This window comes from Ruegeria aquimaris, assembly GCF_025751555.1.
Taxonomy (GTDB): Bacteria; Pseudomonadota; Alphaproteobacteria; order Rhodobacterales; family Rhodobacteraceae; genus Ruegeria_B; species Ruegeria_B aquimaris.
In genome coordinates this window covers 310,276-334,946 of the sequence record NZ_JAOWLB010000004.1, presented here as the reverse complement: position 1 = coordinate 334,946, position 24,671 = coordinate 310,276, and the positions used below count along the sequence as shown (strand labels likewise).

Genomic DNA, 24,671 nt, shown 5'->3' with positions numbered 1-24,671 from the left:
ACCGGACCCGCAATGAACACCAAACCCATCCTGCATCGCGACGACCCAACCGCCGAACCCCTCGTGGGCAATATCAAGGTGACCCGCGACGACTGGCTGAACGTGGCCATGGATGTACTGGTGTCCGACGGGGTGGAACAGGTCAAGGTGTTGAACCTGGCCGAGCGGATGGCGGTGTCGCGCTCCTCGTTCTACTGGTATTTCAAGTCGCGACAGGACTTGCTGGATGCCCTGCTGTCGAAATGGCAGGCCACCAACACCGCCGGTCTGATCGCCCAGACCGAGCTTCCGGCCGAGACCATCACCGGGGCTGTCTGCAACCTGTTCCATTGCGTGGTCGATCCGGCGCTGTTCGACACCGCGCTGGATTTTGCGGTGCGCGACTGGGCGCGCCGCTCGGGCAAGGTGCGGCGGATGCTGGACCAGTCGGATACCCAGCGGCTGAACGCGTTGACCGACATGTTCCTGCGCTATGGCTATCCAAAGGTCGAGGCCGAAACCCGTGCCCGCGTGCTCTATTACATGCAGATCGGATATGATCTGGCGCAGCTCTACGAGCCGATCAACCAACGGCTTTCCTTTGTGCGGCACTACCTTTTCGTGTTCACCGGCGTGCATCCGCGAGACGAGGAAGTCGAAGCGTTCCAGTCCTTTGCGCGCGCCTTCTGGGAAGGAAGACAAAGATGAGCAATCCCGACGCAATCATCATTGGCACCGGTGTGATCGGCGCGGCCATTGCATTCGAGATGGCCAAGGCCGGGTGGAAAACCCTGTCGCTGGACCGAAATGCGCAGGTGGGGCATGGCTCGACCGCCGGATCCTGCGCCATCATCCGGATGCATTACTCGACCTTCGACGGCACCGCCTTTGCCTGGGAGGGCTACCATTACTGGCGCGACTGGGCCGAATATCTGGGCCTGCCGTCGGATGTGCCGCTGGCGCAGTTCCGTCAGACCGGCTGTCTGGTGATGAAGACAGAGGCCAACGGCAACCTGGAAAAGCACATCCGCAATTCCGCCGATCTGGGTATCCCGTTCGAGGAATGGACGGCCGATCAGGTGATGGAGAGACTGCCGATCTATACGCTCGACAGTTTCGCGCCCGCCCGGCGTCTTGACGACCCGGAGTTCGGCAAACCCAACGGTGGCCGCATGGGCGGCGCGGTCTTTTGGCCGAATGGCGGTTATGTCACCGATCCCGCGCTCAGCGCGCAGAACCTGATGGCGGCGGCGGGACGGCATGGCGCAAGGGTTCGCACAGGGGCCGAGGTGGCCGCGATCCTGCAGGCGGGCGCCCGGGTTTCCGGTGTCCGGCTGGCCTCGGGCGAAGAGATCCATGCGCCGGTGGTGATCAACGTCGCCGGGCCGGGCTCGTCGATCATCAATCGCATGGCGGGTGTGACCGGGGACATGACCATCCAGACCTGCCCCTTGCGGCAAGAGGTGGTGCATTTGCCTGCGCCTGAAGGGTTCGATTTCGAGACACAGGGAACCATCGTCTCGGACAGCGATATCGCCTGCTATTGCCGTCCCGAACACGGCAATCACATCCTGATCGGGTCAGAGGACCCGGAATGCGACCCGCATCAATGGTGCGAGGACGATATGCAGTACAACCGCGATTTCACTGACCAATGGACCACCCAGGCGATGCGCTATGCCCAAAGGGTGCCCACCCTCGGCATCCCCTCGAAAACCCGCGGCGTGGTCGATCTCTACGATGCCTCGACCGACTGGATCCCGATCTACGACAAGTCGTCCCTGCCCGGGTTCTACATGGCCTGCGGTACCAGCGGCAACCAGTACAAGAACGCCCCCATCGCTGGCAAGATGATGGCCGCGCTGGTGCGTTATTGCGAGGCGGGCGGCGATCACGACTCCGCGCCGTTGCAATTCGAACTGCCCTATATCGGGCGCAGCATCGACGTGGGCTTCTACTCGCGCAAGCGGCCGATCAACGACGAAAGCAGCTTTTCGGTGCTGGGTTAGCCCCCCAGCGGGACAAAGCGATAGCCGTCTTCGCCGCGCTCGACCCGGCCCATGCCGCCATCGGGCAGGTGATAGCCGATCATCGCCATCTGCTCGCTGGCCAGCCGGTCCATCAGCGCGACGCGGGTCGCTGCTCCCGCCGCGAGATCCTGGTCGGCGCCCGACGGCCAGTCGGGCCGGGCAAAGGCCAAGTGGTGGTTGCCGATGGCATCACCCACCACAATCAGCGCCTCGGAGCCGGAGCGAACCTCGAACGACATATGCCCCGGTGTATGGCCGTGCGTGGCCACTGCCGCGACCCCGGGCAAAAGTTCGTCGCCATCCTCAAAGGTCTCAAGATCTTCCAACGCTTCCAGCCGCCGCGCAGCGCCCACCGCAAATGCGGCGCGATCGGCCCCGATCGCGTCGACCGTCGCCGGGTCCAGCCAGTAATCCCGTTCCGCCCGCCCGATCATGTGGCGGGCATTGGCAAAGAGCGGATCGTCAAAATCGTCCAACACCCCCCACAAATGGTCCGGGTGGGCATGGGTAAAGATCACGTCGGTGATGTCGTCGGGGGCCAGTCCCACCGCATCCAGCGCATCGACCAGCTGTCCCACGCTGTCCTGAAACGCGCTGCCGGATCCTGCGTCGAACAGCACATTGCGTCCCTCGACCTGCAACAGCGTCACATTGCAGTCCGGTTTCAGGATGTCGCCCTGCAAGCCGTAACGCTCCAGCAGAGGGGGCAGGTCTGCCTGCGGCATAGGCCCGAACATGAAAGAGGCGGGCAGGGTCAGATAACCGTCGGACAGGCTGGTGATGCGCGCGGTCCCCAGTTGCGTTTCGACAGCGGACCAGACCCGCAGCGGGGCCGCGGCGCTCAGCGCCAGGCCAGCGCCAAGGCGGGACATCAGGGTGCGGCGGGTCAGTGTCATGGCAGGTCTCCTTAGATATTCTCGCATTCAGTAACATGAATTTTATGGTCCGGCGATAGATTTCCAACTGCTGTAGAAAGCAATTGACATACCTGAGTTAAAAAGTCAGATATAAGAGGCCAGCAACCGGACCCCCGGCAGCCAAAAGATCGTTCCGCAGTTCGGGAGACCGCCAGATGACCTTTCAGACCCCGCCGACACTTGCCGGATATGCCACGCCGGTCCTGCCGTCATACTCGGCCGAAGACCTGACAAAGGGTGGCAACCTTGCCCATATCCGGCTGGGCGACCAGCTCTATACCCTGCGCATCACCCGCGCGGGCAAGCTGATCCTGACCAAATGAGTTCCGCGTCTCACCGGGGGGCCGCCGCCGTCGGCCATCTGGCCGACCTGCCCGCGCTCGAAGCCTCGGTCGTGCATTGCCTGCGCTTGTGGAGCGATGCGGCCGAAGGGCGCGCGGCCCTGCCCGAAGGGCGCTCGACCGAGTTGCTGCGGCAGATCTGCGGACTTTGCGCGTCTTACGGGCGACGCCCACTGATGCGGCATGGCCTCGGTTGCGCCTGTCTGGGCGCGGACGAGGCCTGTTTCGCCCATATGGTCGCCGCCGCCTCCACCGGCGCGCGCGAGGATGCGCTGATGCTGGCCGCGCTGATCGTCCGGCCCGATCTGGCCCCGGCGCTGGTAGCGCTGAGCGAACAGCTGGGACTGGCGCTGCACCGTCGCCCGGTGATCCCAACGGCACCGGGCCGCAGCGCAGAAGGCCGGGCGGGGTTACTGCACTAAGCCCGCTTCAGCAGCAGTTGCAGCCTGCGTGATGGTGATCGTGGTCGCAGGCCGGGGCAGGCGCCCAGTCGCCGACCTCGGCCAGCACCGTACGCAGCGCCCACAGGATCATGTCCACATCCTCGGCCTCGATGGTCAGGGGCGGGCGAATTTTCAGGATGTTGTCCTTGGGCCCCTCGCTGCCGATCAGGATGCGGTGGTCACGCATCCGGTTCTTGACGTATCGGCAGATCTCGGTGCCTTCGGATCCGTCGGGGTTGATCAGCTCGACCCCAAGGAACAGCCCCATGCCCCGCACGTCGCCGACGCAGCCGAATTCACCCTCCAGCGCGTGTAGCCCGGTCATCAGCCGCGCGCCCATCAGCCGCGCGTTCTCCTGCAAGCCCTCGTCATCGACGATGTCCAGCACCTCCTTGCCGATCCGGCAGGACAGGGTGGAACCGCCAAAGGTTGAAAAGAACTCGATCCCGTTGTCGAAACTGTCGGCAATCTCGCGTGTCGTGGCCAGCACCCCCAGCGGGTGCCCGTTGCCGATGGGCTTGCCCATCACAACTATATCGGGCTCGGCGCCCTGGTGTTCAAAACCGAAATAGTAGTCGCCCAGCCGACCCAGCCCGGTCTGCACCTCGTCGGCGATACAGACCCCGCCCGCCGCGCGGATCTTGTCATAGACCGCAGCCAGATAGCCCTTGGGCGGGATGATCTGGCCGCCGACGCTGGGAAAGGTCTCGGCGATGAAACCGGCCACGCCATGGCCCTTGTCCTGCAACCGGGCGATGGCGGGATCGACAAGATCGGCGAATTTCCGGGCGCGCTCCGCATCGTCGCGCTTGAAACGGCCGCGATAGTCGTCGGCCACCTCGACTAGTTCGACCCAATCGGCCTGACCCACACCGCCCGGCTTGTTGAACTTGTAGGCCGAGATGGCAATCGCGCCGGTGGTATTGCCGTGATAGCCGTGATCGGGCGTCACCATACCGATGTTGCCCGTATGCGCCCGCGCCAGGCGCAGCGCCAACTCGTTGGCCTCGGTGCCGGAGTTGACGAAGAAACAGACCTCGAACCGCTCGGGCAGCTTCGACAGGACCTTTTCGGCGAAGGCCAGTTGCGCCGGATGCAGATAGCGGGTGTTCGAATTCATCCGCTTCAGCTGATCCGCCGCCACCGCCTGAATACGCGGATGGGCATGGCCCACATGCGGCACGTTGTTATAAGCGTCCAGATAGGGGCGGCCCCATTCGTCGAACAGGTGATGCTTCCAGCCGCGCACCAGCATCACCGGATCGTCATAGGTAAGGCTCAGGTTGCCGCCGAAATGCGCCCGCCGTCCGGCCAGCACGGCGGCCTTGTCGGTGGGGCGATAGAACACCTTGTCATCGGGCAGGTTCAGCAGCGCCGCCGGGTTCGGGCAGACCGCGTGCCACAGGTCCATTTCGTCCGGGTCGCCGACACCGGGCCAGTCGGCCTCCATGCCTTGCGTCGTCAGCGCCAGCTGGAAATGCACATGCGGCGCCCAGCCACCGTTCTGACTTGCATCGCCCAGCCGCGCGAATCCCGCGCCCTGCGCCACCGGATCGCCCGGTTTCAGCCGGTCGCAGACCTCGGGGTCGAGATGGCCGTAGAGTGTATAAAACGCATCGCCCTGTGGCGTTTCGTGATGCAGGATCACCACGCCGCCATAATCCAGATGCCCGGTCCGGTTCTCGACCACCTCGACCCGCCCGCTGAGCGGCGCGTGCAGCACGGTTCCGGCGGGGGCAAACACATCCACCGCCAGATGCACGGTGCGCCTGTCGCTGGCCTTCCACGGCCCCTTGCGAAATCCCCGCTCGGCATAGATCAGGCGCGGCTCGTTGTAATAGCCCAGCCACAGGCTGGTGCCAAACTCCTCGCCCACGCGCGCGGCCTCTTCCAGCGGCATGTGGAACGGATTCTGCGGCCAGGTCGAATTCTCGACCGAGAGAGAGCCCATCGGCGCATTCGCCAGATCGGTGCCGAACATCTGCGCGAAACTGCCCCGGCGCTCGTCCAGATAGGCCTGCACCCGCTCGGCTCCATCGGTCACCGGCAAGCCGCAAGCCACCCGCAGCCGCGCCGCCATCAGCCCGCCATTGACCGAGGCGTTTTCCAGGAATCGCCAGGCCGGGGCCTGGCTGATCGTCACATAGGGGTCATCCGGGTTTTCGACCGCCATCAGGGTCGAGTTCACCACCGACACCGCCAACCGCATCCTGAGCAGCGGCCAGATCAGATCGACCTCCTCCGCGCTCAGCCGGTTGGCGGCGTGATAGCCGCGCACCAGCGCTGCCAAGGCGCGCTCGGGTCGGGGGTGGTCCAGCACCACATAGGCCCCGGCAATCGCCAGGTCGCAGACACGCGGCGCGGCGCACATGTCGCCCAGGTCGATCAGGCCCGAGACCTTGCGGGTCTCGTTCAGCCTGCCCTCGACCAGGATGTTGTAATCGTTGACGTCATTGTGGATCGCCTGGATCGGCAGGGCTGCGAGTTGGTCGCTCAGCCCGGAAAACTCCGCCGCGACCCCCTCCAGCAGCGCCCGCCGCGTCGGATCAGCAATCGCCTGCAACTCGGCGCCGATCCAGCCCGCCTGCATCAGGTTCCATTTGAAATCCCGCGCCAGCCCGTCATGGTCGAATCCCTCAAGCGCCCGGTCGGTGGCACCCAGCACCCGGCCCAGCTTCAGGATCAGATCCTCGGAATGCGGCAAGGCCCGCGCGTAACAGCGCCCCGGCAGCCGCTCGAGCAGCCAGACACGGCGCGGCGCGCCCGTCTCATCCGCGATCTCGGGCAGCATGCCACCGTCCAGCGCGGCAAACACCTTGGGAAAGGGTAGGCCGGGCGCCGTCGCGGCGATATGCTCCAGCGCCGCCACCTGCATCTCGACCAGCCCGGCCTCGCAACCGCGCCGCATCACCTTCAGCACGTAGTCCCGACCGTTCCGGCCCCGGGCCAGAAAGTTCAGGTCATACTCGCCATCAAGGCGTTCCAAGACTGCCTCGATCCCCCAATGCCCCCGTAGGGCCCCTGCCCAGAACTCCGTCAGCACCGCCGCTCTCCCATCACCTTCGTGCCGGGGCGGCCATTGCCCCCCGGTTCTTCATTTCGTCAAAAATACTCCGGGGGAGTCCCCGCAGGGGACGGGGGCAGCGCCCCCTTTGCCTCAGCCCAGCTTGCGCAAACGCGCCAGCAGGCTCGAAGTGTCCCAGCGCCCGCCGCCCATCTTCTGCACATCCTTGTAGAACTGGTCGACCAGCGCGGTGACCGGCAGGCTGGCGCCGGTCTCGTCGGCGGTGTCCAGGCAGATGCCCAGATCCTTGCGCATCCAGTCGACCGCAAAGCCATGGGTCCAGTGGTCGTCCAGCATGGTCTCGTAACGGTTGGCCATCTGCCAGCTGCCAGCGGCGCCCTGGCTGATCACCTCGACCACCGCGCGCCCGTCCAAACCGGCCTTCTCGGCGAAATGCAGCGACTCGGCGAGGCCCTGAACCAGGCCCGCAATAGCGATCTGGTTGCACATCTTGGTGACCTGCCCGGCGCCGCTCTCGCCGATGCGGCGGCAGATGCGGGCATAAGCGGCGATCACCGGTTCGGCGCGATCATACTCGGCCTCGTCGCCGCCGCACATCACCGACAGAACTCCGTTCTCGGCCCCCGCCTGACCGCCCGAGACCGGCGCGTCCACAAAGCCCGCACCGCCTGCCTTCGCTGCGGCATAAAGTTCGCGCGTGACCTTGGCCGACACCGTCGTGTGGTCGACAAACACGCTGCCCGCGGCCATGCCCGCCAGCACGCCATCCGGCCCGTTGCAGACGCCGCGCAGGTCGTCATCATTGCCGACACAGGCCATCACGAATTCGGCGCCTTGCGCCGCCTCGCGCGGCGTTGCGGCCATCGCACCGCCATGCTGGGCCACCCATTTCTCCGATTTCGCCGCTGTTCGGTTGTATACGGTCACCTCATGACCGGCGGCCTTCAGGTGCCCCGCCATCGGATAGCCCATAACCCCCAGGCCAAGGAATGCAACTTTTGCCATGTCCGGATCCTCTCTGTTGCCCGGCGGCTCCCCCCGTCCGGGATATCCCCGAGAGACAAAGCAAAACGCAGGTCAAAGGGCAACCCCGCGCGTCAGCTTTCCCCGCCCAGATCGCGCAGGATCGGACAATCGGGCCGATGATCGCCCGCGCAGGCATCAACCAGTTCCGTCAGCGTCTCGCGCATGGCGATAAGATCGGCGATCTTGGTCTCGATCCGGACCAGATGATCACGGGCCACCTGTTTCACATCGGCGCTGGCGCGGCTCTGGTCCTCGTAGAGCGCCATAAGCGTCCGGCAATCCTCGATGGTGAACCCCAGTGCCCGGGCACGGCCGAGGAAGTTGAGCTTGTGCAGATCCCGTTCGCGGAACCGGCGATAGCCGTTCAGGTCACGTTGCGGGGCGATCAGGCCAATATCCTCGTAATAGCGTATGGTCTTGGCCGGCAGGCCGCTGCGGTTGGCCACATCTCCGATATTCATGCCAGCCTCCTCATTCCGCCGGGGCAGGGGACGCTGCCGGGGTCTGGGCCGCAGCCTGCCGCGTGGCAGGCAGGGCGGCCCGCACCCGCCGCAGGCGCAGCGCGTTGGTGACGACAAAGACGCTCGACAAGGCCATCGCGCCCGCCGCCAGTACCGGCGACAGCATCGGCCCGCCAAACGGATAGAGCACACCCGCCGCCACCGGGATCAGCAGCACGTTATAGCCAAAGGCCCAACCCAGGTTCTGGCGGATGTTGCGCATGGTGGCGCGGCTCACCTCCAGCGCGTTGGCCACGCCGCGCAGATCGCCCGACATCAGCACCACATCGGCGGCCTCGATGGCCACATCGGTGCCGGTGCCGACCGCGATGCCGGTATCGGCATGGGCCAAGGCGGGGGCGTCGTTGATGCCGTCGCCGACAAAGGCCAGCGGGCCATGATCCGCCCGCAACGCATCCAGCGCCGCAACCTTGCCTTCGGGCATCACCTCGGCGGTGACCGCGTCGATCCCCAGTTTCGCCGCCAGGGCCTGCGCGGTGCGGGTGTTGTCGCCGGTGATCATGGCAACTGTCAGCCCCATCTGGTGGAACCGCTCGATGGCCTCGGCCGTACCGGGCTTCACCGGGTCCGAGACTGCCAGCACCGCCGCCGCACGGCCACCCACCGAAGCATAAAGCGGCGTCTTGCCCTCGGCGGCCCAGCCCGCCCCGATCTCTGCCAGCGGGCCCAGGTCGATACCTTCGCGGGCGAACAGCCGGTCGGCGCCAACCAGCACGTCCTGGCCCTCGACCACGGCCCGGGCACCCAGCCCGGTGAGGCTCTGGAACCCGTCCACCGCAGGCACGTCGCCCTTGGCTGCGCGGGCAATGGCCGAGGCAATCGGGTGTTCCGACTGCGCCTCGACCGCTGCCGCCAGACGCAGCACGCCATCACGGTCAAACCCTTGGGCAGGGGTCAGGTCGGTCAGTTCAGGCCGGCCCAGCGTCAGCGTGCCGGTCTTGTCAAAGGCGATGACCTTCGTCTCTTGCAGTCGTTGCAGCGCGTCGCCCTTGCGGAACAGCACGCCCAGTTCGGCGGCCCGGCCCGTGCCGACCATGATCGAGGTCGGGGTGGCCAGTCCCATGGCACAGGGACAGGCGATGATCAGCACCGCAACACCAGCGACGAGGGCATGACCGAGCGCGGGCGAGGGGCCAAAGGCCAGCCAGACCAGCACGGTCAGCGCGGCAATTCCCATCACGATGGGCACGAACCAGAGCGTGATGCGGTCCACCACCGACTGGATCGGCAGCTTGGCGCCCTGCGCCTGTTCCACCATACGGATGATCTGGGCCAAGACAGTATCCGCGCCCACCTTTTCGGCCCGCGCCCGCAGGGCGCCCGCCGTGTTCACCGTGCCGCCCACCAGCATGTCGCCTGCCGCCTTGGCGACCGGCACCGGCTCGCCAGTGATCATGCTCTCGTCCACATGGCTCTGTCCGTCCAGCACCACCGCATCCGCCGGGATGCGCTCGCCCGGCCGGATGATCAGCGTGTCGCCCGGTTGAATATCGGCGATGGCCACTTCAACTGCCTGCCCCTTGCGCTCGACCCGCGCATGGCGTGGCTGCAGCCCCACCAGCGCCTCGATGGCGGCGCCGGTGCGCCCGCGCGCCCGCGCCTCCAGCCAGCGGCCTAAGAGGATCAGCACCACGATGACGGCGGCGGCCTCGAAATAGACATTGGCGGTGCCCGCAGGCAGCAGGCCGGGGGCAAAGGTCGCCACCACCGAGAAGCCATAGGCGGCGCCCGTGCCCAAAGCCACCAGGGCGTTCATGTCCGGTGCGCCGCGCAGCAGGGCGGGGATGCCCCGCGCATAGAACACGCGCCCCGGCCCGAACAGCAGAACGGTGGTCAGCGCGAACTGGATCAGATGGCTGGTGTACATTCCGATCGTTGCCGCGATCCAATGGTGAAAGGCCGGGATCATGTGCCCGCCCATCTCCAGCAGGAACACCGGCAGCGCCAGCGCGGCGGCAAACAGCGTACTGCGCTGCAACTCGGCGATTTCCGCCTGCGCGTGATCATGCGCAGGCGCATCCTCCCCCGCCTCCGCATGCGGACGGGCGGCGTATCCCGCTGCCGTCGACACGGCGGCCAGCGCGACCGGATCGGTCGCGCCCGCGGCATAGGTCACTCGCGCGCTGCGATTGGCAAGGTTCACCTGCGCCTCGACCACGCCGGGGGCCGCGTTCAGCGCGCGTTCGACCCGTCCCACGCACGAGGCGCAGTTGAGCCCCTCGACATCCAGCACCGCCTCGCTCAGCTCCGCAGGATAGCCCGCCTTGGCGGCGGCCTGGGTCAGTTCGGCCACCGGCCCCTCATGCGTGACCTGCGCCGTCCGGTTGGCGAAATTGACGCTGGCCTCGGCCACGCCCGGTACCGCCTGCAAGGCGCGTTCGACCCGGCCCACGCAGCCGGCGCAGCTCATTCCGGTGATCTTTAGCGATGTGGTCTGTGCAGACATGCGACTCGTCCTTTTCCTCTGATCACCCCCCAGATGGGGGTTCCAGTCACGGGAAGGTCAAGAGGCATGTCAAAAAAACTCACCCGCGCCCGATATTGCGTTCCATCAGGCGTTGATAAAGGCCCGGCGACAGCCGGTTGATCCACCAGGCCAGCCACGCCACCCGTCCAACCGGGATCATGTCGCCGCCCCGGTCCAGCCCGCGCAGGATCGAGGCCGCAGCCGCCTCGGGCGTCATGTAATCCATCCCGTCGGTGGCCGATCCGGGACGCGCGATGCCATCGGGCTGCGCCTGCGGGTTGCCCAGATTGGTCGCCACAAACGACGGTGCCGCGATCTGCACCGCCACCCCATGCGCGCGCTCCTCGGATCGCAACGATTTGAAAAAACCCTCCAGCGCGTGTTTGGACGCGGCATAAGAGGTGCGGCTGTAGAGCGGCGCGAACCCCGCCACAGAAGAGATTGCCAGATGGGTGCCGCGTGCCTGCCGCACCGGGTCGATCATAACGCGGGCCATGTTCACGGCGGCGAAATAGTTGATCTCGAACACCCGGCGGTGACTGGCCTCGTCGCTGTCGGCGAACAGGCCGATCTGGGTGATGCCCGCATTATAGATGGCAAGGTCCACGCCATTTGGTCCAATCGCCGCCGCACAGGCCGCTGCCAGCTGCTCTGGGTCGGTCAGATCGCACTGGATCGCCTGCTGCGTTTCGCTGGTCTCGACGCCTGAGATATCGCGGTCGAGCAGCACCACATGCCAGCCACGGGCCTGCAACGCGCTCGACAGCGCCCGGCCCAGCCCACCAGCCCCGCCCGAGATCACCGCCCGCTTCACAAGCCCGCCTCGCGCCGCCAGAGGTCAAAGACCTCGGCGCTGGTCAGCTCGGGCACATAGCCGAACACCTGTTTCAGCGCGTCATTGGCCAGCACCGGGCGGTATTGCAGGAAGCGCACCTGCTCCGGGCCGTACCGCGACAGGCCCAACGGGCGCGCCACCGCGAGCGCCGCTTTCAGCGCCAGCGCAGGCAGGCGCAAAACAGGCTTGCCCAGAGCGCGGGCAAGGTCGCTGACCCCCATCGCCCCGTCACCCGCCACGTTATAGATCCCCGCAGGCCCTTCGCCCGCCGCCCGCGCCAGGATGCGCGCCAGATCGCGGGTCCAGATAAAGACAAAGGGGCTTTCCGACCCAAGCACCGCCAGCAGGCGGGGTTTGCGGAACAGGGCGGTGATCTGGTTCTCGGTGCCCGCGCCCAGAACCGTTCCCACCCGCAGCACCACCTGTTCCAACTGCGGCGCGGTCTGGCGTGCCTCGGCCAGCATCTCTTCGACCTGGCGTTTGTGATCGGCATAGGCGAACTCGGGATTGCCGCGCAGCGGGTCGCTTTCGCGCAGCGGCACCGGGTTGTCGGCGTGGTATCCGTAAGCCGCGCCCGAGGAGGTCACCACCAACCGCCGCACTCCATGCGCCAGACAGGCTTCCAGCACGGCACGCGTGCCCCCCACATCGACGCGATGGGCGACCTCGCGCGCCACGCCCGGCGTCACGATCGAGGCGAGGTGGATCACCACATCCGGTCGCACCTTGGCAATGACCCGGTCAGGGTCACCACCGGTCACATCCATTTTCAGATAGACCATGCCCTCGGGCAGCGGATCGGGCCGCGACAGATCGGTGGCAAAGACCTGCTGGCCCGACAGTTCGGCCAACAGCGCCTGTCCTACCATGCCCGCTGCGCCGGTGATCAGGATGCGGCTCATCGCGCCGCCTCGGTTCGCGACATGAGCATGGCCAGCCCAAGGCCCGAGATCGCATGCCAGATCCCCCAGAACGCTGCCGCCACCGCCATGCCGCCCAACCCGTTGAAGAAGGCAAAGATCAGCACCAGTCCAAGGCCCGAGTTCTGGATGCCGGTTTCGATCGTCACCGCGCGCCGGTCATAAGGGGACAGCCGGGTCAGAGTGGCCACAACCCAGCCGCCCCCCAGAGCCAGTGCATTGTGAACGATCACAAGCCCGGCGACAGCTCCGGCGAAACTCAGGAAAAACCCCCAGTTCGCAGCCAGAGCGAGTATGATGAACGCGATGAAAATCCCCATCGAGACCAGTTGCAGTGGCCGCCGCATCCGCGCGGCCAGCGAGGGGCGGCGCATGTTCAGCACCACTCCCAAGATCAGCGGCAGGATCAGCATCAGCCCCACGGTGATGGCGATCTGCACCGGGTCGATACGGGTCTCTTGCAGGATGGCGCGGGTGGGGGGATACAGGCTCCCCCACAGCGCGATATTGGCGGGGGTCATGATAATGGCCCCCACGGTGGCAAAGGCAGTCATCGACACCGACAGCGCCGCGTTGCCGCCCGCCCGATGAGTGATGAAGTTCGAGATATTGCCGCCCGGACAGGCCGCTACCAGAATGAGGCCCAGCGCGATGGAGGGGCGCGGTGCGGTCACCCAGACCAGCGCAAATGTCAGCACCGGCAGCACCACGAATTGCGAGAAGAGCCCCACCAGCACCGGTTTCGGCCCTCGCGACAGGCGGCGGAAATCCTCGACCGTCAGGTCGATGGCGATGGAAAACATCACCACCGCCAGGATCGCGTTCAGCAGCATCAGCGAGGCGGGCGAAAAGTTCAGCAGGATATCGTCGATGCCGGTCATGCCCGTGCCTCCTTCAGCCGCTTGATCCAGCCGGTCACCGCGCCGCGATAGGTGGCCTTGTCCACGTAATAGGCCATGCGCGCCAGCTTGAGGTAGTTCATGCCGCCGGTCGCCCGTTCGAACCCTGCCGCCTTGGCGGCCTTCAGTTCCGCCGCCGCCGCACTACCCGCGCGCAATCCGGTGATATAGCGCGCCACCATCTCGGCCTGTTCATGTCGGCCCTGCCAGCCCAGCCCGCTGGCCTCGACCATGCCCAGAACAAAGAGGTCGTCGCGCTTAGGGTGCATCGCGTTGAGGTAAAGATGCGGCGCGTCGCCCTGCCAGTTCAGCAGGTCGCGGTCGATGAACGGGTAAAACAGCTTGTATCCGGTGGCGGCGAGGATCATGTCGTACTCTTCCTTGCTGCCGTCGGTGAAGTGTACAAAACGGTCATTCAGCCGCTCGATTTCGGTACGAATCCGCACATCTCCGTGTCCGGCGTGGTACAAGACCAGCGAGTTGACCACCGGGTGGCTTTCGTAAAGCTGGTAGTCGGGCTTGGGAAATCCGTATTTCTGCGGATCGCCCACGAACCATTTCAGGATCATCCCGTCGACCCGCCGTTTCAGCCACATCGGCAGCTTGATCATGCCGCCCAGCGTATCGGCCGGTTTGCCAAAGACATATTTCGGTACAAAATAATATCCGCGCCGCATCGACAGGTCGCACATCACCCCGTGATGGATCGCATCCACCGCGATGTCACAGCCGGAATTGCCCGCCCCCACGATCAGCACCCGCTTGCCGTCAAACTGCGAGGGGTGCCGGTAGGCCGAGGAGTGGATCAGCTCGCCATCGAAATTACCCTTGAATTCCGGCATGCTGGGCTCGGACAAAGTGCCATTGGCGATCATCACCCCGGCATAGGTCGCGTCGTGTTCCCCCTCGGCATCCCGCCACGTAACGCGCCATCCTTCGCCCGGCCCGCCCAGTGGCTCACAGCGCAGCACCTCGGCCCCGAAGCGGTAATGGTCGCGCAGCCCGAAGCGGTCGGCAAAGGCGTTGAAGTACCGCTTCAGCTCACGATGCGAGGGGTATTCGGCGACCCGGTCCTCCATCGGGAAATCGGTGAACTCGGTCATCCGCTTGGACGAGATCAGATGCGCGCTTTCGTACATGGTCGAGCGCGGGCCGTCGATGTCCCAAAGCCCCCCCACATCCGAATGCAGCTCGAACCCGTCAAAGGCGATGCCCTGTTCCAGCATCACCTTGGCCATGGCCAGCCCCATCGGACCTGCCCCGATCAGGGCAAATCTGTCGCGCGTTTCCGTCATCGCTGTCCTCCCGTTGCTTTTAGATTGAACGACTGTTCAAATTAAGGCAAGATAATTTGCAAAAGGGATGTTTGTTTTGGAAAAACAACGGCAACGGGCGCCATCCGCCCGATCCTTGCAGACCCGGGCGCGCATACTTGACGCTGCGGAATTGGTCTTTGCCGAACGCGGATTCGAAGGCGCATCGATTCGCGACATCGCTCATTTGGCCGGGGTGCAGGTGGGGCTGGTGGCCCACCACGGCGGCAGCAAGGAAGAGCTGTTTCACCTCATCGTCGCGCGCCGAGCGGGGGAGTTGTCGCGCCTGCGCATAAACGCGCTGGAGGCCGCCCGGGCCAGTGCTCCGCTTGACCTCGCAACCATCCTCGACTGTTTCATCCGGCCTTACGTGGAGCTGGCGCAGGGCGGCGACTCGCATTGGGTCGCTTATGGCCGGTTGGTGGCGCATGTCTCGGCCGACCCGCGTTGGCGCGATCTGGCGGCCGAATGTTTTGACCGAACCGCACAGCGCTTCATTGCCGAGATCGCGGCCCTGTTCCCCGGTGCCGGACCGGGCACGGTCGCCGCAGGCCAGGTCTATGCGGTATCGGCCATGCTGGCGCATGTGCATTCGGCCTGGCGGATCGGCGCGCTCAGCCCCGGCAGCGATGCGGTCGGACTGGACCGGCTGATCGCATTCTGCACGGCGGGCGTTTATGCGATCCTGACCTCGGACGGGTAACCGCGTCGGATTACAAAGGACTGCCTTCGCGCATTTTCGCCTGTTCCGAAGGGGTTGGCGTGTGGTTGAAGACAAAGGCGGTGCGGCAGGCCTCCTCGCCCCCCAGCTCCTCGATCCGGCGCCGCTGATCGGCAAAGGCGCGGGCGTTGACCGCCTCCGGATCGCAGATCGCGCGCAGGCGCCGTTCGCCTTCGGTCAGGGCGGCCGCGATGGTCGGATCGTTTACCCCCTCCATTGCGCGATTGACCAGTTCATGCGGATCCGAGGCCAGCTCGAAGAGCTGCGGCGGGTGGCCGACGTAATGGACATACTTCCAGTCCTGCCACCGCACCATGAAGGATCCGGTTTTTGACCCGCCATCGTGGTATTCGCTGAAACCGGTCCGGTCGGGGTCGTAGGGCGAATTGGCCAGATCGCGCAGCGATATGCCGGGTTGGCCCGCATTTCCGGCGTCATCGGCAAGACCACACACATCCCGCGCGGTGGCGGCGATATCGGTCAGGTTGGTGCAGGTGGCCACCTTTTGCCCTGCGGGTATGCCCGGCCCGGCTGCGATCATCGGCACACCGGCACTGGCCTCGTACATCACCTGCTTGGTCCAGAAGCCCTGGTCGCCCATCATGTCCCCGTGATCAGAGACATAGACCACGACCGTGTCCTCTAGCTGCCCGCTGGCCTCAAGCGCCGCGATCACCCGGCCAACACAGTGGTCCATGAAGGAGGTCAGGCCGTAATAGGCGGCCTTGGCCTCGCGCATTTTCTGTTCATCGAAATAGTCGTCATAATTATAGAACGCGCCGATGTTGCGCAACTCGGCGTGGTCGGGCAGGCCCTCACGATACCCCACCGGCAGGTCCATGGCGGCGGGATCGTACAGATTGTACCATTCCGCCGGGCAGGTCAGCGGATAATGCGGACTGACCAGCGAAACGAACGCCGCCCAAGGCTGGTCGCGGCGGGCCGGATCGGCAAGCCAGGCCTCAGTCGCCGCCGTTATGTCCAGATCGTAGTCGGTATATGTACTGGACCCGATACCGACATCGGCGGCCAGCTCCGCCGCCGAGTCATAGGGGGGCGGATTGTCCCGCAGCAGGCCTATGGCCCAGCCGACACCGCCGACGACATGCATCGGCAGGATTTCCTCGGAAAACCCGTTGTCGTCCTCGGCCGAGCGGAAATGCAGCTTGCCGATGGACACGACCTCGCGCCCGGTATCGCGCAGCTGGCGCATCCAACTGCAGGGCTGGCCTGCATAAGGCGTGGCGCTGTCCCAATGGCCGGTCTTGTGTACCCAGTCGCCGGTCGCCAATGCGGCGCGGGTGGGCACGCACATGGGCGAGGGCGTATAGGCCGCCGTGAACATCGTGCCCCGCGCCGCCAGGGCATCGAGGTTTGGTGTCTTGACGATCGGATGACCGGCGCAGCCCATGGCATCCTTGCGGTGTTCGTCTGAAATCAGAACCAGGAAATTCGGGGCAGGGGACATGTCATGGCTCCATCGGCTCGCCCCCTATCCTTGACCGGTTGTCCGGCTTGCGCTGGTCCGTTTGCGACGCATCGGACGGTTGCGACGGTTGTTGCCGCATTCAAAACCCGGCATAAATCCTCAAACGCGACGGGAGGGGGAGAGGCCGGATGCAGAAACGGAAACTGGGGCGGTACGGGCCCGAGGTCTCGGCACTAGGGTTCGGGGCTATGTCGTTTACCGATTTCTATGGGCCGACGACCGAGAAGGACGGTCACGCCGTTCTGGATCTGGCGATAGAGGCCGGTGTCACCCATCTGGATACGGCGAATGTCTATGGCATGGGCCGCTCGGAACAGGTGATCGGCAATTATTTCAAGAAAAACCCGGGCGCGCGCGATCATTTCGTGATCGCCACCAAGGCGACGATTACCCGGGATGCAGAGGGCAAGCGCAAGTTTGACAACTCGCAGGCCCATCTCGAAGCCGAACTGGACAAATCGCTGCAACGTCTGGGCGTGGACTGTGTCGACCTGTTTTATGCACATCGCCGCGACCCGTCGATGAGCATCGAAGAGGCCACCGGAAACCTGTCGTGGCTGGTTGAGGCGGGCAAGACCCGTGCTATCGGCTTTTCCGAGATCGCGCCCTCCTCGTTGCGCCGGGCGGTTGCGGTGCATCCGGTGGCGGCGGTGCAATCGGAATATTCGCTCTCGACCCGGTTTCCCGATCTTGGCCTTGTGCAGACCACCGCCGAATTGGGGGTGGCGCTGGTTGCCTTCTCGCCGGTGGGCCGGTCGTTTCTCACCGATACGCCGCTGTCGCTCGACGCCGTACAATCGCTGGACTTCCTGCGCCCGAACCCCCGGTTCAACGAACCCAACTACTCGGCCAACATCGCCCTGACCGACAGGTTCCGGGCGCTTGCCGCCGAGATGGGCATGCCGGCGGCAGGGCTGGCCATCGCCTGGCTGCTGCGCCGGGGCGATCACGTAATTCCTATTCCCGGCACGCGGTCGGTTGGGCATTTCAAGGAGCTGTTGACTGGCACCGAACGGGTGCTCAGCGATGAAGACATGGCCCGGATCGAGGCCGTCCTGCCAGTCGGTTGGGCCCATGGCGACCGTTACAGCGACGAACAATGGGTTGGACCCGAGCGATATTGCTGAGCGGGTCAAGTCAGGCTTGCCTTTCGAGCTGCATCGGCATATACCGCGCGACGTCGACAAGGCGAAGTGAGCCATAGAAAAAAGAGACGAGCAGGGTCGGGAACACCGGCCCTCTTTGTTTTATGGCAAGAAAAGCGCGACGCCTGACCAATCCGTTCCGCCCAAGGCGGGCATGAATCAAGACCGGCGGAGACAACCGCTCGGCCAGAAAACGTAGATAGTTAGGAAAACGACGCCACATGGCAAACACAATGGAAGAGTTTGAAGCGCTCCTTAACGAAAGCTTCGAGATGGACACCCCCGAAGAGGGTTCGGTTGTCAAAGGCAAGGTCATCGCGATCGAAGCGGGCCAGGCCATCATCGATGTCGGCTACAAGATGGAAGGCCGCGTCGATCTGAAAGAATTCGCAAACCCTGGCGAAGCTCCCGAGATTGCCGTCGGTGACGAGGTCGAAGTTTACCTGCGCGCCGCCGAGAACGCCCGTGGCGAAGCCGTCATCTCGCGCGAGATGGCCCGCCGCGAAGAAGCCTGGGACCGTCTGGAAAAAGCCTATGCCGACGATCAGCGCGTCGAAGGCGCGATCTTTGGCCGTGTCAAAGGTGGCTTTACCGTCGATCTGGGCGGTGCCGTGGCCTTCTTGCCCGGTTCGCAGGTCGATGTGCGCCCCGTGCGCGACGCCGGCCCGCTGATGGGTCTCAAGCAGCCCTTCCAGATCCTGAAAATGGACCGTCGCCGTGGCAATATCGTCGTGTCGCGCCGCGCCATCCTGGAAGAGAGCCGCGCCGAACAGCGCGCCGAGGTTATCGGCAACCTGACCGAAGGTCAGACCGTCGACGGCGTGGTCAAGAACATCACCGAATACGGTGCGTTTGTTGACCTGGGCGGCGTGGACGGCCTGCTGCACGTCACCGACATGGCATGGCGCCGGGTGAACCACCCCAACGAGATCCTGAACATCGGCGAGACCGTCAAGGTCCAGGTGATCAAGATCAACAAGGACACCCATCGTATCAGCCTGGGTATGAAGCAGCTCCAGGAAGATCCGTGGGATCTGGTTGGTGCCAAGTATCCGCTGGAATCGGTGCATACGGGCCGCGTGACCAACATCACCGACTACGGCGCATTCGTCGAGCTGGAGCCGGGTGTCGAAGGTCTGGTGCACGTCTCGGAAATGTCCTGGACCAAGAAGAACGTCCACCCCGGCAAAATCGTTTCGACCAGCCAGGAAGTGGAAGTCATGGTTCTGGAAATCGACGGTGCCAAGCGTCGCGTTTCGCTGGGCCTCAAGCAGACCATGCGCAACCCGTGGGAAGTCTTTGCCGAGACCCATCCCGAGGGCACCGAGGTCGAAGGCGAAGTCAAGAACATCACCGAATTCGGTCTGTTCATCGGCCTGCCCGGCGACATCGACGGAATGGTCCACCTGTCGGATCTCAGCTGGGACGAGCGGGGCGAAGACGCGATCCAGAACTATCGCAAGGGCGATGTGGTCAAGGCCGTGGTCTCCGAAGTCGACATCGACAAGGAGCGTATCTCGCTCTCGATCAAGGCACTGGGCGGCGACAAGTTCGCCGAGGCCGTTGGCGGCGTGAAGCGCGGCTCGGTCATCACCGTGAACGTGACCGCGATCGAAGATGGCGGCATCGAGGTGGAATACGAAGGCATGAAATCCTTCATCCGCCGTTCGGACCTGTCGCGCGACCGCGCCGATCAGCGCCCCGAGCGTTTCTCGGTTGGTGACAAGGTCGATGTCCGCGTGACCAACGTGGACAGCAAGACCCGTCGTCTGGGCCTGTCGATCAAGGCGCGCGAGATCGCCGAAGAGAAGGAAGCCGTGGAACAGTATGGTTCGTCCGACTCGGGCGCATCGCTGGGCGATATCCTTGGCGCGGCGCTGAAAGGCGACAAGTAAGTCTACCGGGACTGCCAAACGACAAAGAGCCCCGCAGGTGCGATCCTGCGGGGCTTTTCGTTTCGCTGTGGTCGCTCGGCGCCGTCCTATCCAAAGATCGACCAGCCCGTCTCGCGCGCCAGATGCTCCACGGCAAGGGTTCCAAGGGCAGAGTTTCCGTGCTGGTTCAGCCCCGGGGACCAAACCGCAATGGACGCCCGGCCAGGTGCGATGACCAGAATGCCGCCACCGACACCGCTCTTGCCGGGAAGACCCACGCGATAGGCGAAATCGCCCGACCCGTCATAGTGCCCGCAGGTCAGCATCAAGGCATTGATGCGGCGCACGCTGTCGCGTGAGATCAGATTGGGTTTGCCCGGGCCACCGACAAGAAAACGTCCCGCCATGGCCAGTTGCCGCACCGTCATTTCGATCGCGCATTGATGGAAATAGGTGCCGCAGGTCAGCTCTGGGCTGTTGACGAAATTGCCATGTGCAGCAAGGAAATAGGCCAGCGCCATGTTGCGGTGGCCATGATCGGTCTCGGACCGTGCCACGGCCTCGTCGATATGGATATGCTCGTCATCGGCGGCGGCACGCACGAAGCGCAATATCTCCCCCAGGACTTCGCGCGGCTGGTGGCCGGCGAGAATGGCGTCGGTGACCACCAGCGCACCGGCATTGATGAAGGGATTGCGCGGGATCCCTTTCTCATGCTCCAGCTGAAGGATGGAATTGAACGGCAGGCCCGATGGTTCACGCCCAACGCGATGCCAAAGCCCGTCACCCAACCGGCCAAGCGCCAGCGCAAGTGTAAAGACCTTGGAAACCGACTGGATGGAGAACGCCGTATCTGCGTCCCCTGCGGCAAAAAAGCGACCGTCGGCAAGGGCTAACGCGATGCCAAACTGATCGGGGTCGACCGAGGCGAGTTCGGGGATGTAATCGGCGACCCGGCCCTTGTCGGGAGCGGTCCGCATCCTCGCCACGATACCCTCCAGAAGGGTGGTGAATTCCATGGTAGGGGTCTTCTCCGGGCCGGTTTCAATAACAGGTCATAGCCCTATCCTCTTGCCGTGGCAAAATGGAAGTTCCGGCAGTGCTCTGGTTGGGTGGTGCACCCCGGTGCCTGATCTGGGTGATCCGAATCAAGCGCTCTCGCACTTGCGGCAATTGGCCCCCGAAGCAATCTGACCCGGGCTGTCGATGGGTATTCAGGCCTAAACGTTCTGGTGGTTGGTCGGTTTGTTGCCGGTTATTTGCCTCCAATGTCGAAATATGGCTTTGTGGAGATCGGTAACCTGTTTCCGCAGAACGGTTTTCTGCCTATAGTTCCAAAAAGAAAAGAGACGACCTTTGGCGTTGGGAGGGCCAGGCGCATGATCCGTTCTGAACTGATCCAGAAGATTGCCGACGAGAACCCGCATCTCTATCAGCGGGATGTCGAGCGGATCGTGAATACGGTTTTTGAGGAGGTCACCGACGCGATGGCGCGCGGCGACCGGGTGGAACTGCGCGGGTTCGGCGCATTTTCGGTCAAGAAGCGGGACGCGCGCATTGGTCGCAATCCCAGGACGGGCGATACCGTTCATGTAGAGGAAAAGCACGTGCCGTTCTTCAAGACCGGCAAGCTGCTCAGGGATCGTCTGAACGGAAAAGCCTGAACTCATGATGCGCTACATTCGCTACGCCTTTCTCGGAACGCTTGGGATCATCCTGGTCTCTGTGTCGCTGGCCAACCGTCAGGTCGTCACGTTGCAACTGCTGCCCGAGGATCTGGCCCACTTGCTTGGCTTCAACTTCACACTGACATTGCCGCTGTTTCTGGTTGTGCTCGGCGGCATCGCGGCAGGTGTTGTCATCGGATTCGTGTGGGAATGGCTGAGAGAGCACAAGCATCGGCGCACGGCGGATGTCAAACACCGCGAAGTGCGCAAGCTTGAGCGCGAGGTGAAGTCGCTGAAACAGAAGCAGAGCGGCGACAAGGACGACGTTCTGGCGCTTCTCGATGACGTAGCCTGACGACGGATGCCGTCTGACATCTCGGTCAAGATCTGCGGGTTGTCGGAACCCGCCCATGTCGACGCAGCGGCGCAGGCCGGGGCGCGCTATGTGGGGTTTGTGTTTTTTCCCAAGTCGCCAAGGCATCTGGATCTGGGCCGAGCGGCCGATCTGGCGGTCGGCGTTCCTGTTGGTGTGGCCAAGGTGGCGCTGACGGTGAACGCCTCGGATGCGGAACTGGATGCCATCGTCGATGCGGTGCCGCTGGACATGTTGCAGCTGCACGGCAAGGAGACGCCCGGTAGGGTGACGGAAATCAAGACGCGCTACGGTCTGCCTGTGATGAAAGCCATCGGGATTGCCGAAGCGCCGGATCTGGCGCAGATCGACCTCTATTCCGATGTTGCCGATCAGTTGCTGATCGACGCCAAGCCGCCCCGAGGGGCGGAGTTGCCCGGCGGGAACGGGCTGACCTTCGACTGGCGTTTGCTGGCCGGGCGGAAATACTGGCGCAAACCGTGGATGCTGGCCGGAGGCCTGACGTCGGAAAATGTTGCCGAGGCGATCCGTCTGACCGGGGCGCGACAGGTCGACGTCTCGTCCGGCGTCGAAACAGCGCCGGGGATCAAGAGTACCGGGATGATCCAGGCGTTTCTTGCGGCTGCGACAGCAGAGTAACCGTTTCTTTACCGAGATTCGGGTAGGGTGGCGGTATGAATTGCGCCATGCCGCCCCAGACCCCGGCACAATGGTTCGACCATCTGTTCACTGCCAAATCGGCCCGCGCCGGTAGCGTGGTGCGCCGCAAGGTGCGCGATATGGAACGATGGGTCGGACGCGATGCGTTTCTGGCCGAGATCCGGCGTCGCGGCTTTACCGCTGTCGAGAATGCCGGCCAGGTGATCGTATTCTGCAATGCCGAACCGGTTCGTCTGATGACCGCGCCGAAACAAACTTTCAAAGAAAGTTTGTGAACAAATCCTATTCAGGATTTGTTATCAGACTTTCGCGAAAGTCTGACCGCTTTACCTTTCAGTGTTGTGCCGCTAGTGCTGAACCGCGATACAAGGGAGCACGCCATGGCCAACGACCTTTTCAATTCCTTCATGTCCGGGCCTGACGAACAGGGCCGGTTTGGCATTTTCGGGGGGCGCTTTGTCAGCGAAACTCTGATGCCGCTGATCCTGTCGCTGGAAGAGGAATATGAGAAGGCCAAGACCGACCCGAGTTTCTGGGCGGAGATGGACGATCTTTGGACCAACTATGTGGGCCGACCCTCGCCGCTCTATTTCGCCGAGCGGCTGACCGAGCATCTGGGCGGCGCCAAGGTCTATATGAAGCGCGACGAGCTGAACCATACCGGCGCGCACAAGATCAACAACGTGCTGGGCCAGATCATCCTGGCGCGCCGCATGGGCAAAACCCGGATCATTGCCGAAACCGGTGCTGGACAGCATGGTGTGGCAACCGCGACGGTCTGCGCCAAGTTCGGCCTGAAATGCGTGGTCTACATGGGGGCCCATGACGTGCGCCGCCAGGCGCCCAACGTGTTCCGCATGCGTCTGTTGGGGGCCGAAGTGATCCCGGTCACCTCAGGCCGCGGCACGCTCAAGGACGCGATGAACGATGCGCTGCGCGACTGGGTGACCAATGTGCGCGACACGTTCTACTGCATCGGTACCGTTGCGGGCCCGCATCCCTATCCGGCGATGGTGCGCGATTTCCAGTCGATCATTGGCAAGGAAGCCAAGGAACAGATGTTGAAGGCCGAGGGCCGGTTGCCCGACACCATCATCGCCGCAATCGGCGGTGGATCAAATGCCATGGGCCTGTTCTACCCCTTCCTTGACGACAAGTCTGTCAACATCATCGGGGTCGAGGCTGGCGGCAAGGGTGTGAACGAAAAGATGGAGCATTGCGCCTCGCTGACCGGTGGGCGCCCGGGCGTCTTGCACGGCAACCGGACCTATCTGCTTCAGGATGAGGATGGCCAAATCCTGGAAGGCTATTCGATCTCAGCAGGACTCGATTACCCCGGTATCGGGCCCGAGCATTCCTGGCTGCATGAGGTCGGGCGTGCAAAGTACGTGTCGATCACCGATATGGAGGCGCTGGAGGCGTTCCAGCTCTGTTGTGCGACCGAGGGGATCATTCCCGCGCTCGAACCCAGCCACGCGCTGGCCCACGTGATGAAGATCGCGCCGGACCTGCCCAAGGATCACATCATCTGCATGAACATGTGCGGCCGGGGCGACAAGGACATTTTCACCGTGGCCAAGTTCCTGGGCTTTGACATGTCCGATACCGAGGGGCGCGACGCCGAGGATTGATTCAGGCGCGGATCAGTCGTGCCCGATGGCGTGGCGTTGCAAGACCTCCAACGGCACCACCTCGAGCGCGCGCCTGTGGGTCGCCTCCAGATATACCTGCGGGCCGCAGCCCTCGTCGGCGGCCTGCATGAAGCGCGCGGCGCACAGGCACCAGCGGTCGCCGGGCTTCAGCCCGGCAAAGCCGAACTCGCGCCGGGGTGTGCTCAGGTCGTTGCCGACATATTTGGAATAGGCGAGGAACTCGGCCGTCATCACCGCGCAGACGGTATGGCTGCCTTGATCCTGTGCACAGGTGTTGCAATGCCCGTCCCGGAAAAATCCAGTGACGGGATCGGTCGAGCAGGGCGCCAGCGCCCCGCCCAGAACATTGAGACTCGGGTCGGGTGTCATGATCC

General features: G+C 64.1%; 24 protein-coding genes. 12 read left to right on the top strand and 12 right to left on the bottom strand.

The features are described from left to right. The first annotated feature begins 12 nt into the window (after window positions 1–12). Window positions 13–687 (top strand): TetR/AcrR family transcriptional regulator, encoded by a 675-nt coding sequence (locus OE747_RS08755; RefSeq protein WP_263828221.1) that lies wholly within the window; start codon window positions 13–15, stop codon window positions 685–687. Then, entirely contained in the window at window positions 684–1,988 is a 1,305-nt protein-coding gene (locus OE747_RS08750) for an NAD(P)/FAD-dependent oxidoreductase (protein WP_263828220.1), read from the top strand. The genes OE747_RS08755 and OE747_RS08750 overlap by 4 nt, the downstream gene beginning before the upstream one ends. Here OE747_RS08750 and OE747_RS08745 read toward each other — a convergent pair. Continuing rightward, window positions 1,985–2,905, bottom strand: coding sequence for an MBL fold metallo-hydrolase (locus tag OE747_RS08745; RefSeq protein ID WP_263828219.1), 921 nt, complete (start codon window positions 2,903–2,905; stop codon window positions 1,985–1,987). The two genes, OE747_RS08750 and OE747_RS08745, sit on opposite strands and share 4 nt — an antisense overlap. A 176-nt stretch (window positions 2,906–3,081) precedes the next feature. Between OE747_RS08745 and hemP the strand changes: the two genes are divergently transcribed. After that, complete coding sequence (hemP, locus tag OE747_RS08740; protein ID WP_263387851.1) at window positions 3,082–3,249, top strand: hemin uptake protein HemP; 168 nt, start codon at window positions 3,082–3,084, stop codon at window positions 3,247–3,249. Then, a complete protein-coding gene (locus OE747_RS08735) occupies window positions 3,246–3,689 on the top strand; it encodes a hypothetical protein (RefSeq protein ID WP_263828218.1) in 444 nt (147 codons plus the stop codon). Before hemP ends, OE747_RS08735 begins: the two co-directional genes overlap by 4 nt. A 7-nt stretch (window positions 3,690–3,696) precedes the next feature. On the opposite strand, the gene OE747_RS08730 is transcribed toward OE747_RS08735, so the two are convergent. The 8 genes from OE747_RS08730 to OE747_RS08695 form a co-directional block, all read right to left on the bottom strand. Continuing rightward, window positions 3,697–6,753 (bottom strand): aminotransferase class III-fold pyridoxal phosphate-dependent enzyme, encoded by a 3,057-nt coding sequence (locus tag OE747_RS08730; RefSeq protein WP_263828217.1) that lies wholly within the window; start codon window positions 6,751–6,753, stop codon window positions 3,697–3,699. Between the two features lie 114 nt (window positions 6,754–6,867). Next, window positions 6,868–7,740, bottom strand: a complete 873-nt coding sequence (locus OE747_RS08725; RefSeq protein ID WP_263828216.1) for an NAD(P)-dependent oxidoreductase — start codon at window positions 7,738–7,740, stop codon at window positions 6,868–6,870. 92 nt (window positions 7,741–7,832) lie between these two features. Then, a complete protein-coding gene (cueR, locus tag OE747_RS08720; RefSeq protein ID WP_263828215.1) occupies window positions 7,833–8,222 on the bottom strand; it encodes a Cu(I)-responsive transcriptional regulator in 390 nt (129 codons plus the stop codon). Window positions 8,223–8,232: 10 nt separating this feature from the next. Further along, entirely contained in the window at window positions 8,233–10,728 is a 2,496-nt protein-coding gene (locus tag OE747_RS08715; RefSeq protein ID WP_263828214.1) for a heavy metal translocating P-type ATPase, read from the bottom strand. Window positions 10,729–10,807: 79 nt separating this feature from the next. Next, window positions 10,808–11,563, bottom strand: coding sequence for an SDR family NAD(P)-dependent oxidoreductase (locus OE747_RS08710; protein ID WP_263828213.1), 756 nt, complete (start codon window positions 11,561–11,563; stop codon window positions 10,808–10,810). Continuing rightward, the gene (locus OE747_RS08705; RefSeq protein ID WP_263828212.1) at window positions 11,560–12,486 is read right to left on the bottom strand and encodes an SDR family oxidoreductase; all 927 of its coding nucleotides are present in this window, start codon (window positions 12,484–12,486) and stop codon (window positions 11,560–11,562) included. The genes OE747_RS08710 and OE747_RS08705 overlap by 4 nt, the downstream gene beginning before the upstream one ends. Then, the gene (locus OE747_RS08700; RefSeq protein WP_263828211.1) at window positions 12,483–13,385 is read right to left on the bottom strand and encodes a bile acid:sodium symporter family protein; all 903 of its coding nucleotides are present in this window, start codon (window positions 13,383–13,385) and stop codon (window positions 12,483–12,485) included. The genes OE747_RS08705 and OE747_RS08700 overlap by 4 nt, the downstream gene beginning before the upstream one ends. Beyond that, entirely contained in the window at window positions 13,382–14,698 is a 1,317-nt protein-coding gene (locus OE747_RS08695; RefSeq protein WP_263828210.1) for a flavin-containing monooxygenase, read from the bottom strand. Before OE747_RS08695 ends, OE747_RS08700 begins: the two co-directional genes overlap by 4 nt. Window positions 14,699–14,765: 67 nt before the next feature. Between OE747_RS08695 and OE747_RS08690 the strand changes: the two genes are divergently transcribed. Further along, window positions 14,766–15,419 carry a TetR/AcrR family transcriptional regulator gene (locus tag OE747_RS08690; protein ID WP_263828209.1) on the top strand — a complete coding sequence of 218 codons (654 nt, stop codon included), beginning with the start codon at window positions 14,766–14,768 and terminating at the stop codon, window positions 15,417–15,419. A gap of 10 nt (window positions 15,420–15,429) precedes the next feature. On the opposite strand, the gene OE747_RS08685 is transcribed toward OE747_RS08690, so the two are convergent. Beyond that, entirely contained in the window at window positions 15,430–16,905 is a 1,476-nt protein-coding gene (locus tag OE747_RS08685; RefSeq protein WP_263828208.1) for a sulfatase-like hydrolase/transferase, read from the bottom strand. A gap of 149 nt (window positions 16,906–17,054) precedes the next feature. Here OE747_RS08685 and OE747_RS08680 point away from each other — a divergent pair, with 149 nt between their 5' ends. Together OE747_RS08680 and rpsA are read left to right on the top strand one after the other, a co-directional pair. Continuing rightward, window positions 17,055–18,053, top strand: coding sequence for an aldo/keto reductase (locus tag OE747_RS08680; protein ID WP_263828207.1), 999 nt, complete (start codon window positions 17,055–17,057; stop codon window positions 18,051–18,053). A gap of 239 nt (window positions 18,054–18,292) precedes the next feature. Next, window positions 18,293–19,966, top strand: coding sequence for a 30S ribosomal protein S1 (gene rpsA / locus OE747_RS08675; protein ID WP_263828206.1), 1,674 nt, complete (start codon window positions 18,293–18,295; stop codon window positions 19,964–19,966). Window positions 19,967–20,052: 86 nt separating this feature from the next. Here the strand turns inward: rpsA and OE747_RS08670 are convergent, their stop codons facing one another. Continuing rightward, on the bottom strand, window positions 20,053–20,964 hold the full coding sequence (locus OE747_RS08670) for a glutaminase (protein WP_263828205.1): 912 nt from the start codon (window positions 20,962–20,964) through the stop codon (window positions 20,053–20,055). A gap of 360 nt (window positions 20,965–21,324) precedes the next feature. Here OE747_RS08670 and ihfB point away from each other — a divergent pair, with 360 nt between their 5' ends. From ihfB to trpB, 5 genes are all read left to right on the top strand, one after another. Continuing rightward, window positions 21,325–21,609 carry an integration host factor subunit beta gene (ihfB, locus tag OE747_RS08665; RefSeq protein ID WP_011046553.1) on the top strand — a complete coding sequence of 95 codons (285 nt, stop codon included), beginning with the start codon at window positions 21,325–21,327 and terminating at the stop codon, window positions 21,607–21,609. A 7-nt stretch (window positions 21,610–21,616) separates the two neighbouring features. Further along, complete coding sequence (locus tag OE747_RS08660; protein WP_263828257.1) at window positions 21,617–21,967, top strand: LapA family protein; 351 nt, start codon at window positions 21,617–21,619, stop codon at window positions 21,965–21,967. 6 nt (window positions 21,968–21,973) lie between these two features. Beyond that, window positions 21,974–22,624, top strand: coding sequence for a phosphoribosylanthranilate isomerase (locus tag OE747_RS08655; protein WP_263828204.1), 651 nt, complete (start codon window positions 21,974–21,976; stop codon window positions 22,622–22,624). Window positions 22,625–22,671: 47 nt separating this feature from the next. Next, window positions 22,672–22,920 carry a hypothetical protein gene (locus tag OE747_RS08650; protein WP_263828203.1) on the top strand — a complete coding sequence of 83 codons (249 nt, stop codon included), beginning with the start codon at window positions 22,672–22,674 and terminating at the stop codon, window positions 22,918–22,920. 105 nt (window positions 22,921–23,025) lie between these two features. Further along, window positions 23,026–24,276 carry a tryptophan synthase subunit beta gene (gene trpB, locus OE747_RS08645; protein WP_263828202.1) on the top strand — a complete coding sequence of 417 codons (1,251 nt, stop codon included), beginning with the start codon at window positions 23,026–23,028 and terminating at the stop codon, window positions 24,274–24,276. 12 nt (window positions 24,277–24,288) lie between these two features. Here the strand turns inward: trpB and OE747_RS08640 are convergent, their stop codons facing one another. Continuing rightward, window positions 24,289–24,666: a DUF2237 family protein gene (locus tag OE747_RS08640; protein WP_263828201.1), complete on the bottom strand. Its 378-nt coding sequence runs from the start codon at window positions 24,664–24,666 to the stop codon at window positions 24,289–24,291. Window positions 24,667–24,671 lie beyond the last annotated feature (5 nt).